Source organism: Muricoccus harenae, from assembly GCF_009848505.1.
Classification (GTDB): Bacteria; Pseudomonadota; Alphaproteobacteria; order Acetobacterales; family Acetobacteraceae; genus Roseomonas; species Roseomonas harenae.
Map to the genome: position 1 here is coordinate 1 of NZ_WWDL01000008.1, position 13507 is coordinate 13507.

At 71.2% G+C, this 13507-nt stretch carries 15 protein-coding genes and 1 other RNA gene; 7 read left to right on the top strand and 9 right to left on the bottom strand.

The annotated features are described in order from the left end of the window. Positions 1-126 precede the first annotated feature (126 nt). The 4 genes from recR to ffs all read right to left on the bottom strand — a co-directional run bounded on the left by recR (position 127) and on the right by ffs (position 3491). Positions 127-756: a recombination mediator RecR gene (gene recR, locus GSE44_RS07785; RefSeq protein WP_159348348.1), complete on the bottom strand. Its 630-nt coding sequence runs from the start codon at positions 754-756 to the stop codon at positions 127-129. Positions 757-801: 45 nt separating this feature from the next. Beyond that, the gene (locus tag GSE44_RS07790) at positions 802-1146 is read right to left on the bottom strand and encodes a YbaB/EbfC family nucleoid-associated protein (RefSeq protein WP_159348233.1); all 345 of its coding nucleotides are present in this window, start codon (positions 1144-1146) and stop codon (positions 802-804) included. 69 nt (positions 1147-1215) lie between these two features. Continuing rightward, positions 1216-3267 (bottom strand): DNA polymerase III subunit gamma/tau, encoded by a 2052-nt coding sequence (locus GSE44_RS07795; protein WP_159348234.1) that lies wholly within the window; start codon positions 3265-3267, stop codon positions 1216-1218. 128 nt (positions 3268-3395) lie between these two features. After that, an RNA gene (ffs, locus tag GSE44_RS07800) (signal recognition particle sRNA small type) lies at positions 3396-3491 on the bottom strand. Positions 3492-3618: 127 nt separating this feature from the next. Here ffs and nudC point away from each other — a divergent pair. Together nudC and GSE44_RS07810 are read left to right on the top strand one after the other, a co-directional pair. After that, on the top strand, positions 3619-4572 hold the full coding sequence (gene nudC / locus GSE44_RS07805) for an NAD(+) diphosphatase (RefSeq protein ID WP_159348235.1): 954 nt from the start codon (positions 3619-3621) through the stop codon (positions 4570-4572). Then, positions 4569-4871, top strand: a complete 303-nt coding sequence (locus tag GSE44_RS07810; protein WP_159348236.1) for a hypothetical protein — start codon at positions 4569-4571, stop codon at positions 4869-4871. The genes nudC and GSE44_RS07810 overlap by 4 nt, the downstream gene beginning before the upstream one ends. Positions 4872-4905: 34 nt before the next feature. On the opposite strand, the gene GSE44_RS07815 is transcribed toward GSE44_RS07810, so the two are convergent. The 5 genes from GSE44_RS07815 to GSE44_RS07835 form a co-directional block, all read right to left on the bottom strand. Beyond that, entirely contained in the window at positions 4906-5307 is a 402-nt protein-coding gene (locus GSE44_RS07815; RefSeq protein ID WP_235924639.1) for a phosphoribosyl-ATP diphosphatase, read from the bottom strand. A 338-nt stretch (positions 5308-5645) separates the two neighbouring features. Continuing rightward, the gene (gene hisF, locus GSE44_RS07820; protein WP_159348350.1) at positions 5646-6425 is read right to left on the bottom strand and encodes an imidazole glycerol phosphate synthase subunit HisF; all 780 of its coding nucleotides are present in this window, start codon (positions 6423-6425) and stop codon (positions 5646-5648) included. Positions 6426-6486: 61 nt separating this feature from the next. Further along, positions 6487-7323, bottom strand: a complete 837-nt coding sequence (locus GSE44_RS07825) for a SirB1 family protein (protein ID WP_159348237.1) — start codon at positions 7321-7323, stop codon at positions 6487-6489. Next, positions 7323-7712 carry a histidine triad nucleotide-binding protein gene (locus GSE44_RS07830; protein ID WP_159348238.1) on the bottom strand — a complete coding sequence of 130 codons (390 nt, stop codon included), beginning with the start codon at positions 7710-7712 and terminating at the stop codon, positions 7323-7325. The genes GSE44_RS07825 and GSE44_RS07830 overlap by 1 nt, the downstream gene beginning before the upstream one ends. A 107-nt stretch (positions 7713-7819) precedes the next feature. Beyond that, positions 7820-9439, bottom strand: a complete 1620-nt coding sequence (locus GSE44_RS07835; RefSeq protein WP_235924621.1) for a bifunctional metallophosphatase/5'-nucleotidase — start codon at positions 9437-9439, stop codon at positions 7820-7822. 271 nt (positions 9440-9710) lie between these two features. Here GSE44_RS07835 and GSE44_RS07840 point away from each other — a divergent pair, with 271 nt between their 5' ends. The 5 genes from GSE44_RS07840 (at position 9711) to GSE44_RS07860 (ending at position 13405) form a co-directional block, all read left to right on the top strand. Next, positions 9711-10619, top strand: coding sequence for a sulfite exporter TauE/SafE family protein (locus tag GSE44_RS07840; RefSeq protein WP_159348239.1), 909 nt, complete (start codon positions 9711-9713; stop codon positions 10617-10619). Next, positions 10616-11410, top strand: a complete 795-nt coding sequence (locus GSE44_RS07845; RefSeq protein ID WP_159348240.1) for a TIGR02186 family protein — start codon at positions 10616-10618, stop codon at positions 11408-11410. The genes GSE44_RS07840 and GSE44_RS07845 overlap by 4 nt, the downstream gene beginning before the upstream one ends. 137 nt (positions 11411-11547) lie before the next feature. After that, complete coding sequence (locus GSE44_RS07850) at positions 11548-12012, top strand: universal stress protein (protein ID WP_159348241.1); 465 nt, start codon at positions 11548-11550, stop codon at positions 12010-12012. A gap of 107 nt (positions 12013-12119) precedes the next feature. Beyond that, positions 12120-12683 (top strand): NifU family protein, encoded by a 564-nt coding sequence (locus GSE44_RS07855; RefSeq protein ID WP_159348242.1) that lies wholly within the window; start codon positions 12120-12122, stop codon positions 12681-12683. A 110-nt stretch (positions 12684-12793) separates the two neighbouring features. Continuing rightward, the gene (locus GSE44_RS07860) at positions 12794-13405 is read left to right on the top strand and encodes a malonic semialdehyde reductase (protein ID WP_159348243.1); all 612 of its coding nucleotides are present in this window, start codon (positions 12794-12796) and stop codon (positions 13403-13405) included. Positions 13406-13507 lie beyond the last annotated feature (102 nt).

The window sequence follows — 13507 nt, forward strand, 5'->3', positions numbered from 1 at the left end:
GGAAAGCTACGACGACATCGTCGATGCATGCTGCCACGCCTGGTCCGCCCTGATGAGCACGCCAAAGCAGATCGCCTCTATCACGCGTCGCTCCTGGGCACAGGTCAAACTCTGAGGCGGTTGGTATCAGGCCGGCCGCCGCGCCCGCAGCGCTGCGGCCAGCGTCCCGTCGTCCAGAACGTCCAGTGCCCCGCCCATCGGCACGCCCTGCGCCAGCCGCGTGATGGGCACGGAAAGTGGTTTCAGCCGGTCCGCCAGGTAATGCCCGGTCGTCGCGCCCTCGACGGTGGCGGGCAGGGCGAGGATCACCTCCTCCACACCCCCCTCCGCGATGCGCTCCACCAGCGGCTGGATCGACAGATCCTCCGGCCCAACGCCGCCAAGCGCGGAGAGCGTGCCGCCCAGCACATGGTACAGCCCGCGATGCGCCCCGGCGCGCTCCAGCGCCCAGAGATCGGCCACCCCTTCCACCACGCAAACCAGACCACGCTCCCGCCGCGGATCGCGGCAGACCTGGCAGGGATCGCGAGTGTCGAGATTGCCGCAGACCCGGCAGGGCGCCACCGCTTCCGCCGCCGCATCCAGCGAACGCGCGAGCGGCAGCATCAGCCGCTGCGGATCCTGCAGCATCTTCAGCACTGCCCGCCGCGCGGAACGCCGCCCCAGCCCCGGCAGGCGGGACAGGAGGGCGACGAGCTGCTCCACCGGATCGTTCGGCGGAACCGGCGGGGAAGGCGTGGAGGGATCGAACGGCATCCGTCTCATATGGGAACGGAGCCCCCCAATCGCATCGGAAGCGGATCAGAACGGCAGCTTGAAGCCGCCCAGACCGCCGCCACCCATGCCGGGGATGTTCAGCCCGGAGGTCGCCTTGGACATCTCCTCGGCCATCATCGCCTCGACCTTCTGCTTGGCATCCGCATGGGCCGCCACAATCAGGTCCTCGAGCACCTCGCGCTCATCCGCCACCATCAGCGAGGGGTCGATCACGATGCCCTTCAGGTCGCCCTTGCCCGAAAGCGTCACCCGCACCATCCCGGCGCCGGCCTGGCCCTCCATGGTGGCGGCCTCCAGCTTGGCCTGCATCTCCTGCATCTTGGACTGCATCTGCTGCGCCTGCTTCAGCATGTTGCCCAGGTTCTTCATCGGCATTCCTTCGATCGGATGGGAAAGCGTGTCGCCGCTCCCCGGAGGGGGGGCGGAATCGGCGAAAGCCTAAGGCCTGTCCATCCCGGCAGGCTCGGCATCCAGCGGCGCGAAACCGGGATCGTCGTCATCCATCGGCGCGAAGCCTGCGTCGTCCTCGCCGACAGGCTCGCCATCCGGGGCGGCCTCGGGCGGCGGCAGGCCATAGGCATCCAGCGAGGCATCGCGCACATCGCGGATCTGCGCGCCGGGAAAGGCCTCCATCACCGCCAGCACCAGCGGATGGCTGCGCGCCACCTCCAGCCGCGCCTCGTCGGCGGCGCGGCGCTGCGCCGCCAGGGTCGGCTCGCCCTCGGCATTCGAAAGGGAAACAGTCCAGCGCGTGCCCGTCACCTCATGCAGCAGGGCGGTGAGCTGCCCCGCCAGGTCACGCGGCGCATCGGGCCGCGTCCGCAACTCGATCCGCCCTTCGGCGAAGCGTACGAGATGGACGCTATGCACCAGATGCGCATGCAGCATCGGCTTCCGGCCGGAGGCGAGCGCCGCCACCTCACGGAAGGTGGTGGGAACAGGCGCCGGCGCGGCCTCTGTCTCCGGCAGCACGGCGGGTGCGGCCTCCGCTGGCGCCGCGACGGCGCGCATCGGCCCACCGCCCGCAATGGCGCGCAACCCGCCCGGAGCGCCGCCACCCAGCGCAGATACGCCAATGGCATCGGCAAGCACGCCGGCCGGTGCCCCGGCAGGCGCGCCGGACCCGCCGCCGGACGGCATCGGCGCGGAAATCCCGCGCGGCGCCTGCGCGCCCGAAAGCCGCCGCACAATTTCGCCCGGCGTCGGCATCTCGGCCAGATGCGCCAGCCGGATCAGCACCATTTCGGCCGCCGCGCGGCGGTCGGGGCTGTCCGCCACCTCGCCGATTCCCTTCAGCAACACCTGCCAGGCACGGCTCAACACGGGGATGGTCAACGTCTCCGCCAACGCCCCACCGCGCACCCGCTCCGCCTCGGGGATGGAGGGATCGTTGCGCAGCCCCGGCACGGCGCGAAAGCGCGTCAGCGTATGGGTCAGCTCGGTCATGTCGGCCAGCACCACGCCGGGATCGGCCCCGCGCTCATGCGCGCGGTCCATGGCCTGCAGCACGGCGGGCAGGTCGCCGCGCATCGCGGCCTCCATCAGGTCCAGCACCAGGGCGCGGTCCGCGAGCCCCAGCATGTCCCGCACCTGCTCGGCCGAGACGGCGCCGCCCGCATCCGGCATGGCGATCGCCTGGTCCAGCAGCGACAACCCGTCGCGCACCGAACCATCGGCGGCGCGGGCGATCATCGCCAGTGCCTCAGGCTCGATCGTGGCCCCTTCCTTCTCCGCGATCCGCGCGAAATGCGCGCGCAGCGTCTCCTGCGACACGCGCTTCAGGTCGAAGCGCTGGCAGCGGGAGAGGATGGTGGCGGGAACCTTGCGGATCTCGGTGGTGGCAAAGAGGAACTTCACCGCCGGCGGCGGTTCCTCCAGCGTCTTGAGCAGCGCGTTGAACGCCGCCCCTGACAGCATGTGCACCTCGTCGAGGATATAAACCTTGAAGCGCCCCTGGCTTGGCCGGAAGCGCACCGCCTCGCGGATTTCGCGGACATTCTCGACGCCGTTGTTGGACGCCGCGTCCAGCTCCATCACGTCCGGATGGCGGTCGGCCAGGATGGCGCGGCATTCCGGGCAGACGCCACAGGGATCGGCGGTCGGCCCGCCCTTGCCGTCCGGCCCGATGCAGTTCAGCGCGCGGGCGATGATGCGGGCGGTGGTCGTCTTCCCCACTCCGCGCACGCCGGTGAGCATGAAGGCATGGGCCACGCGGTTCTGCGCGAAGGCGTTCCGCAGGGTGCGGACCAGCGCCTCCTGCCCGATCAGGTCGTTGAAATCCTGCGGCCGGTACTTCCGCGCCAGCACCCGGTAGGGCTGTGAGGGCTTCGCCGGGGCGGGCTCGGTCCCGACAGGCGGCACGGCGACAACCGGCGGGGCAGGGGAGGGCGCGGGCGGCGGGGACGGATCGCCGAACAGCCCCGGCCCCTCCATCGGGGGCTCGGGCAGGTCGTCAGTCGGTTCGGGCGAAAGGTCGGTGTCGCTGGTCATCCGGGCGGCATGGCTGGAGCGTTGCGGAAGGTATCACGCATCCGGGCATCCCACCCCTCGGCGATTCGCCCCCCGATGGATCGCCCTTGAGGCGCGGCCTGGGCCGCCAGGCATCGGGAACTCAAAAGGTGGAAGACCGGCCACGACCCAGGCGGTAACCCGCCTCGGCTGCTTCCTTCCGGACCTGACCGGGTCGACGAGGCGCCCGTCCGCGACCGGCCTTCCGGGGCGGAATATGGGGGGAGGGGGCCCAGGAGTCCACCACTTGCCCCACCTTCAATCGCCTCCCGCCCCGGAAGGCGCCGCCCCGCCCGTTGTCGCGCCCGTCCCCCCGTGCGACCTTCCCCGTCCATGCTGTCCATCCCCGCCAGCCGCCCCAATGCCTATACAGGCAGCCCTCTCGACCGCGTCTCGGACCGGCGGGACGACGCCGAGTTCGTGGCCGCGGCCCTTGCCGCGAAGGACAGCCTGATCGCCCCGGTCTGGCGGTCCAAGAGCCTGCTGCGCGGCGTCGAATCGGGCGCCCCCGAAGCCGTGCTCCTCACGCGGGAGGCCGCCGAGGCCATGCTGATGGCCGGCGGCCAGGACCAGTCCACCTGGGCTCTGCTCGGCCTGCGGGACGGCATCGCCGTCTTCGCGGTGGATTGCAGCGCCGCCGAGGACCCGCTGCCCCTCCTGCCCGAAGGCTTTGGCAGCTTCCACGACCTGCGCGCCGTCGCCGGCTTGCTGCCGCCCGGCGAGGCCTCTCTGCTCGCCCATGCGCGCGGGCTGATGCATTGGCGCACCCGCCATCGCTTCTGCGGCGTCTGCGGCCATGGCTGCGAACCGCGCTCCGCCGGCAACGCCATGGCCTGCACGAATTGCGGCACCCAGCATTTCCCCCGCACCGATCCGGCCGTGATCATGCTGGTGGTGGCCAGGGACGAAAGAGGTGACAGCTGCCTGCTCGGCCATTCCACCCGTTTTCCGAACACCACCATGTACTCGACGCTGGCCGGCTTCGTGGAACCAGGCGAAAGCCTGGAGGAGGCGGTGCGGCGCGAGGTGTTCGAGGAAACGGCCGTGCGCGTCGGCGCCGCCTATTATCACTCCTCCCAGCCCTGGCCCTTCCCCTCATCGATCATGCTCGGCTTCCATGCCGAGGCGCTGAGCCGCGACATCACTGTGGACCCGAACGAACTGCGCGACGCGCGCTGGTTCACCCGCGACGAGATCCGCAATCACAAGACCGCCGGCTTCTCCCTGCCGCGGGTCGATTCCATCGCCCGCCGCCTGATCGAGGACTGGCTGGAGTCCAAGCCATGATCCCGGCCATGCACCGCGCCATCCCCGCCCTCGTCATCCTGCTGGGTCTCGGGGCCTGCGCCGCCAACGACCCCCTGCCTCAGGCCCATAATGCCGCCGAGGCCGCCTGCCGCTCCGAGGCCGAGGCCGCGCCCGAGGTGAAATCCGCCTATCAGCGCCTTTCGGCCGACAACCAGACGCAGCGCAGCCGCGTGCTGGCCGATGCGGCCGCCGCCGAGCGCGCCGCCTATCTCCGCTGCATGCGCCTCAAGGGCCTGATCCCCCCCGGCGGGGTGGAGCCGGTCCGCCCGCTGCAATAGCGCCCGGCGGACCACTCGCTCGTCAGGTCGCTTATCAGGGCAGCTTCGTCGTCTGCCCTGCCTTGACCACTCCGGCTGAGGAAAGGTTTTGGCGCGAGGCCTTCTCGGCGATCCCGCTGATTCCCTCGCGCCGCACCAGCTCCGCCCAGACCTCTTCGGGCCGGATGCCTGCATCCACCCACAGCACGATCAGGTGGTACAGCAGATCGGCGCTCTCGCCGATCAGGGCGGGGCGGTTGCCGGCCATCGCCTCGATTACCGCCTCCACCGCCTCCTCGCCCAGCTTCTGCGCGACCTTCGCCGTCCCGCGCGCGAGCAGACGGGCGGAATGCGAGACCGTGGCATCGCCCGAGACGCGACGCTCCTCCACCGTGGCCCAGAGCCGGTCCAGCACGGCAGCCGCCGGGTCGGCCCGGCTGGGATCCAGCGGCCCCAGATGCCGCGATTCCGCCTTGCGCACGCGCTTGGGCACCGGGGCATCCGCGGCCACGGGCGCATCCGCCAGATCCTGCGGCACGGGAAGCGGATGCAGGACGCGAAGATCCTCCTTCCACTTCGCCGGCTTCAGCTTCGGCGGCTTGGCCTTTGCCTTCACCTTAGGCCTCGCCGGTGGCTTGGGAGGCTCCTTCGCCTCGGCAAGGTTCCGTGCCGCTGCCTCCCGGCGCTTGTCCCGGGCCTTCTTCTGCGCCGCGTTCTTGCGCCGCAGGGCCGCGTCCTCCGGCCGCTCCGCGCCTTCAGCCTTTGCCGCCTTGCGCGGCTTCGTGGCCTTCGCCATCACGCCGCCTCCCGCTGTTCCGCTGCAGGCCGCACGGGCAGCCCGGCCGCCGCCAACGCCGCCTTCGCCTCCGAAATGCGGAACTGGCCGTAATGGAAGACGCTCGCGGCCAGCAGGCCCGTCGCCCCGGCCATCGCACCCTCCACGAAATGCTCCAGCTTGCCCACGCCGCCCGAGGCAACGAGGGGCAGCCGCACTGCCGCCCGCACCGCACGCAGCAGGTCGAGGTCGAAGCCCTCCCCCGTGCCGTCGCGGTCCATCGAGGTCAGCAGCAACTCACCCGCGCCCAGGCTCTCCACCCGCCGCGCCCATTCCACCGCATCCACGCCCGTCTCGCGCCGTCCGCCATGGGTGAAGATCTCCCACCGTCCCGGCGCCACGCGGCGCGCATCCACCGCCACCACGATCGCCTGGCTGCCGAAGGCCTCCGCGCCGCGGCGCACCAGATCGGGATCGGTCAGCGCCGCCGAGTTCACCGAAACCTTGTCGGCCCCGGCCAGCAGCAGCGCCCGCATGTCCTCCACGCTCCGCACCCCGCCGCCGACGGTCAGCGGGATGAACACCTCCGCCGCCGTGCGCGAGACGACATCGAGCATCGTGCCCCGGTTCTCATGCGTCGCGCCGATGTCGAGGAAGGTGATCTCGTCGGCCCCCTCGCGGTCATAGGCGCGCGCCTGCTCCACCGGATCGCCGGCGTCGCGCAGGGAGACGAAGTTCACGCCCTTCACGACGCGGCCGTCCTTCACGTCCAGGCAGGGAATCACGCGCAACGCCAGCACGATGGGCACTCCTGTCACAATCCGCCGCGATTGCGCCCCCGCGCCCCGGGGGTCAAGCGCCTCAATGCAATCGCGCCCGCCATTCCTCGATCATGTCGCGCCCACGCGTCGCCGCCTCGCCGGAGGGCACGAGCTCGAGGAAGCGCTCCATCCCCTCGATCGCCGCTCCCAGCCGCCCAAGCCGCGCATTCATCACCGCCGCCTCCCGCCACAGCGGCGCGGCATCCGGCGCCAGGCGCAGCATGTCGGTGGTGCAGCCCAGCGCGCCCTCCAGGTCGTTGTCGCGCAGCCGGCGCAGGCGGATGTTGGTCTGCAGCCGCAGCAGCACGGCACGGCGGCTCATCGGCGCCAGCATTCCCGGGCGCAGCTCGGCCTCCGGCCCCTCGATCCGCTTGATCAGCGCACGCAGCGCCGGCGCCGGCAGCCCGATGCCGCCGCCGAAGGGATCGACCACCACCGCGCCGTGCTTCGTGTCGCCATCCAGGGCGATCAGGAAATGCCCCGGGAAGTCCAGCCCGCGTGCGGACCAGCCGGCCGCCTCCGCCACATGCAGCCAGAGCAGCCCGATCGCGACCGGCAGGCCGCGCCGCCGCTCCGTAACCCGGATCAGGTTGGCGTTGCGCAGGTCATCATAGCTCTCGGAATCGCCAGTATAGCCGCCCTCGTCATGGATCACATGGGCCAGCAGCGCGCGGCGCGCCTCGGCGTCGCGCGGTGATTCCTGGGACAGCACGGCGCGCACCAGCTCGGATATGCGGGCCTGCGCGCCACGCCAGTCGGCCTCCGGCGCGTCGATCCGGGCGAGTTGCAGCGCGACGGCGGCCAGGTCCAGCTCGTCATCCGGCAGGCGCCCGGCGGCCTCGATCGCCGCCCGGGCATCGGCGATGGCGTCCGCCATTAGCGCTCCGTGGCCGGGACCATGCGTCCCAGCCGCTTGCCGCCGAAGATATGGACGTGGAAATGCGGCACCTCCTGCCCGCCCTCCGGTCCCATGTTGGACAGGACGCGATAGCCGCTCCCCTCCAGCCCCAACTCCCGCGCGACGCGGCCGACGGCCCGCCAGAACCCGGCAATCTCGGCATCCGAGGCCTGGGCGCTGAAATCGGCCAGCGAGACGTAGCGCCCGCGGGGAATCACCAGCACATGCACCGGGGCCTGCGGATTGATGTCGTGGAAGGCGACGGCGTGATCATCCTCGTGGATGCGCCTGCTCGGGATCTCGCCGCGCAGGATCTTCGCGAAGATGTTGCTGTCGTCATAAGGCGGCAGGCCGGTGGTTGCGGACATGGCAGCTCCTCGCGATGGGCCATTCTTCCTGCTGCGGCCTTGAGCCGGGCGCAAGGCCCCAGGTTAAGCCTTGTGCCTCAAGGCGGGCCCCGGGCCGCCCGGCGTCATCAACGCCGCGCGATGCGGCCATCCAGCACCGGCGCCACCTGCCCGCGCGCGGCGATATGGTCCGCCAGCACCTCCTCCAGGGGTGGCCCCTCGTCATAGGCCTCCAGCGCCGCATCCCGCAGCACGGCATAGCCATCCCCGCCCCCCCGCATGAAGTTGTTGGTCACCACGCGGTAGGCGCGGTCCGGGTCCAGCGGGCCGTCGCGGGTGGCGATCTCCCGCAGCCGCTGCCCCGGGGGTGCCGCGGGGTCGAAGACCAGCCTCAGCCCCGCCAGTTGCGGAAAGCGCCCGGCCAGCCCCGGCAGGCGGGACAGCCCGTTCTCCAGCGCCGCCCGCAACGCCCCGCCGCGGATCGTCAGCATGGACAGCGTATTGCCGAAGGGCAGTACCGCCAGCACGTCGCCATAGGTGAGTGTCCCGGCGGGCAGTGAGGCGCGCAGGCCACCACCATTGACGATTGCGATCTCGGCCGAGGGGACCCAGGCCAGCGCCGCCTCCGCCACCAGATTGCCCAGCGCGCATTCCCCCTCACGGCAGCTCGCATCGGGGAAGGCGCCGGAGGCGGTGCCGAGCGGGCGGCGCCGCATCTCGCCCAGCGGTGCCGCATACTCAGCCACCACCGCCGCCACCGACGGATCCTCCGCCACATCCGCCCCGATCGGCCGCACCGCCCCGCCATGCGCGGCCACCCGGCCATCGTCCGAAAGGTCGAGGTCCAGCCGCCCGAGATAGCGCCCGTGGCAGGCAACGGTCGCGATCCGCACCTCCCGGTCCCGTCCCGCCACCATCAGCGGACTCGGCCCCACCGCCCCCGCCAGCCCATTGGCCAGCAGCAGATGCGAATGCCCGCCGATGATGGCGTCGATCCCGCCTACCTCCGCCGCCAGCCGCTGATCCGCCGGCAGGCCGAGATGCGAGAGCACCACCACCGTGCCCACCCCCTGCCGGCGCAGCGCGAAGGCGGCGCGGTCCGCCGCCTCCAGCGGATCGGTGAAGCGGAGGTTCCGCCCGGGTGAGGAAGAGGTGGCCGTGTCGGGCGTTGTCAGCCCCACCACCCCGATCCTCACTCCGCCCGACTCCAGCACGCTGAACGCCGTCACACGGTCCCGCAGCAGCGGCTCCGCCCGCGTGTCCAGATTCGCCGAAAGTAGCGGGAAGGGTACCGCTGCCGCATAGCGCGCGAGATTCTCCGGCCCATTGTCGAATTCGTGATTGCCCAGCGCCATGGCCATGGTGCCCACGGCGCGCTGCACCGCCGCCTCCGCCAGGCCACGATGGAAGGTGTAGTAGAGGCTGCCCATGAACTGGTCGCCTGCATCCAGCAGGAAGGGCGCGCGGCCCTCGGCCAGCGCCGCCGCGCGGGCCTCCCGAATCGCGCCTGCCAGTCGCGCGGCGCCGCCGGCGCAGGGACGATCCGCTCGGCAGACGCTGCCGCCCTCGGCCACGCCCTCATGCTTGGAGTGGAAGTCGTTCAGGTGGATCAGCGCGATTCGCGCGCCATTTGCCGCGATTGCGGGCCGCAGTGCGGGCGCGGCGAGCGGCAGCGCCAGTGCCGCGCGTAGCAGCCCACGCCGCGACAAATCGCGTGGCATCGGTGAATTGGCCGAATCGTGCCGCATGGATGCCCTTTTCCCCGGGAAGGATGCCTCCCGGCCCCGATTCTGTGTCGCGGCGACACGCCGCGGCGCCAAGGTTTAGCGCCTCCGCCTGCAGGACCGGAATGGACCTTGCGTGACACGGGATGCGGGTCCAAACGGCCCGCGCCCGGGCGCTCCGCCGGGTGCCGAATCCTGCGCCGCGCCGGGGCGATTCCCCGGGCGCGACCCGCCCGCGCGCGGCCCGCGCGGAACCTGCGCGCCCCCCTTTCGCTGGGGGAGGAGCGGCGAACGCATGCCTGTTTACCTGCCGATCGCCGAAATGTCCGTGGATGCCCTGCTACTGCTGGGCATCGGCCTCGGCGTGGGCTGGCTCTCGGGCCTGTTCGGCGTGGGCGGCGGATTCCTGCTGACGCCGCTGCTGATCCTGATCGGCATCCCGGCTCCCGTCGCCGTGGCCTCAGGCGCGAACCAGACGCTCGGCGCCTCCGTCTCCGGCCTCATCGCCCAGTGGCGGCGCGGCAATGTCGATGTGCGCATGGGCGCGGTGCTGCTGGTGGCCGGCCTCGTCGGATCGGCGGCGGGCACGCAGTTTTTCGTGCTGCTGCGCCGCCTCGGCCAGGTCGATCTCGCCGTCTCACTTTTCTACGTCGTCGTGCTCGGCACCGTCGGCGCGCTGATGGTGCGGGAAAGCCTGCGCGCCATCCTGCGCCGTCGCCGCGCCCTGCCGGCGCGCACGCACCAGCATTCCTGGCTGCACGGCCTGCCGTTCAAGATGCGCTTCCGCAAGTCGCGCCTCTACATCTCCATCATTCCGCCCGCGCTGGTCGGATTCGGCATCGGCATTCTCTCGGCCATCATGGGCGTGGGCGGCGGCTTCATGCTGGTGCCGGCCATGATCTACCTGCTGGGCATGCCGACGATGACGACCATTGGCACCAGCCTGCTCCAGGTCACCTTTGTCAGCGCCAACGTCACCCTGCTGCAGGCGCTGCAGACCGGCTCCGTGGACATCGTGCTGACCCTCCTGCTGCTCACCGGCGGCGTGGCGGGTGCGCAGTTCGGCGCGGCCATGGGCACGAAGCTGCGGGGGGAGGAGACGCGCGCCCTGCTCGGGCTGCTGGTGCTCGCCGTCGCCGCGGGACTGCTCGTGGACCTGCTGCAGACGCCCTCGCACTTGTACCTCATCGGCCCGGCGACGTGAGGCGGCGGCGCGTTCCGGCGCTGGCGGCCCTGTTGCTGGCGGCGTTCCTGGCCCTGGCCCCCGGCGCCTCCGCCCAGCGCGAGCCGCCGCCCGGCGCCCCCGTCCAGGTCGGCCCGGCCCTGGCCGCAGAGCTTGGCCAGCCGCGCATCGCCGTGGACACCAGCTTCACCGGGGCGGACCTGCTCGTCTTCGGCGCCACCGACCGCCTGCTCGGCCCCGCCGGGGACAATGTGGTCGTGGTCGGCCTCGGCCCCCCGCGGGACGTGACAGTGCGCCGCCGTATCAAGCGCCTCGGCATCTGGGTGAACGGCCCCGCCGCCCGCTTCCGCGAAGTGCCCGATTATTATGCCCTCGCCGCCACCGCCCCTGTGGCGGGGCTGCTGGAGGAGGCGGCGCGGCGTGAGCGGCGCCTCGGGCTCGACATGCTGGCCGCCCGCCTGCCGGGCTCGCGCGATCCCGCCTTCCGCTCCGCGCTCATCGACCTCAAGCGCGCCTCCAACCAGTGGAATGAGGAGGAGGACATGGTGGAGGTCTCCGGCGGCCGCCTGTTCCATGCCCGCCTGCCGCTGCCCTCCACCATCGCCCCGGGCGACTACATGGTGCAGGTGCTGCTGGTGCGCGCGAACCGCATCATCGCCCGGCAGGAGCTTTCCTTCCGGGTCGACCGGGTGGGCGCCACCGCCCGCATCGCCGAGGCGGCCCGCTATCAGCCCCTGCTCTACGGCCTCGCCTGCATTGCGCTGGCCGCCCTGGCAGGCTGGATGGGAAGCGTCATCTTCCGCCGCAGCTGAGCCGGGCCGCCGCTGACCAGGCGGGTCCGGCGTTCGAAGGACTTCCCCTTTGGCGGCAGTCGCGGCACATGCTCTCGCCGCTCGTCCGCGGGGCCGCTCGGCCCCCGGCGATCCATGCCACCGAGGAGGAGAGCCCGATGCCGCAGGACCGCGTCTTCCTCGTGGTGGTCGATGACAGCCCTGAGCGTGCCGTTGCCCTCCGTTATGCCTGCCTGCGCGTGCGCAAATCCGGGGGCCGCGTCGCCCTGCTCCGGATCAACGAGCCCGTCGGCCTGCAGGAATGGGCCGGCGTCGGCGCCCTGATGCAGGAGGAGCGGCGGCAGGAGGCGGAGCAGCTTCTCTCCGCCCTGGCCGCGCAGGTGCAGGAGATCACCGGCGGAATCCCCCTGCTCCTGATCCGCGAGGGCGAGCCCGTGGAGGAGGTCCTCGCGGCCTTGGCCGAGGATCCCCGCATTTCCATCCTGGTCCTCGCCACCGCCACAGAGGGCGGGCCGGGCCCTCTGGTCACCGCCCTGACTGGCCGCTGGGCTACGCGGCTGCGCTGCCCGATAACCCTGGTGCCGGGCGGCATGGACGACACGGAACTCGACCGGGTGACCTGACGCCTCCGCAGCCCACCCACGCGCCCGTAATGGTTGCTTCCACGGAGAGTCTGCACCACATCCACCGGCACAGAGCGGCCTGATCTGCCGCAGCAGGGAATTCCCGGATGTTCATCGAGACCGAGGCGACGCCAAACCCCGCGACCCTAAAGTTCCTCCCCGGCCAGGCGGTGATGGGCGATCGCGGCACTGCCGACTTCACCTCCGAGGAGGCTGCCGGGCGTTCGCCGCTCGCCGCCCGTCTCTTCCAGCTGGATGGCGTGGCCCGCGTCTTCCTCGGTGCCGACTTCGTCACCATCACCAAGTCCAACGATGCCGAGTGGCAGGATCTCCGCCCGCAGGTCCTGGGTGCCATCATGGAACATACCATGGCCGGCCGCCCCATCATGGCCGGCGGCGAGGCCGAGGATGAGGCCGAGGACGTCGATCCCGCCGATGCCGAGGTGGTGGCCCAGATCAAGGAGTTGCTGGACACCCGCGTGCGCCCGGCCGTGGCTGGCGATGGCGGCGACATCGTCTTCCGCGGTTTCCGCGACGGCATCGTGAAGCTCCACATGCAGGGCGCCTGCTCCGGCTGCCCCTCTTCCCGCGCCACGCTCAAGCACGGCGTGGAGAACATGCTGCGCCACTACGTGCCCGAGGTGGTCGCGGTGGAACAGGTCGAGGCCTGACCCAGCCGCCTTGGCACGGCGTCATTCAGGACGCCCATGACCGTGATGCCGCGCGGCGGATTGCCGCGCGCGTCATCGGGGCCGATCCTGCAGGGTAAGGAGACCATCCCATGCCCGATACCAATGTTCCTCCCTCTGCCCGCCTTGAGGATGCCGCGCTCGACCGGCTCTTCCGCAAGGCGCGCACCGCCAATGCCTGGCAGGACCGCCCGGTGTCGGAGGAGACAATCCGCGAGCTTTACAGCCTCGTGGCGCTCGGCCCGACCAGCGCCAACCAGAGCCCGGCGCGCTTCGTCTTCGTCCGCAGCGCGGAAGGGAAGGGGAAGCTTCTGGAAGCTGTTTCTTCCGGCAACCAGGAGAAGACGCGGACCGCGCCGGTGACGGCGATCGTCGCCTATGACCCGCAGTTCTTCGAGCATCTACCGCGGCTTTTCCCGCATGCCGATGCCAAGGCCTGGTTCACCGGCAACGCGGCCTTCGCCGAGCGCAGCGCCTTCCTGAACAGCACGCTACAGGCGGCCTATCTCATCCTTGCCGCCCGCTCGCTGGGCCTGGATGCCGGGCCGATGGCCGGCTTCGACGCCGGTAAGGTCGACAGCCTCTTCCTGGGCGAGAGCGGGTGGAAGTCCACCATGCTCATCAACCTCGGTTATGGCGATCACTCCAAGACCCTCGGGCGGCTTCCGCGGCTGGGCTTCGAGGAAGCGGCGTTTTTTGCCTGATCCCAGGGGCTTGGCCCCTGGACCACACCGGGGGGCGAACGCGCCCTCCGGACCCGGCGATCTGTTGTGGGTGAAGTTCCGCGCAACTGGCTCTGCATCGCT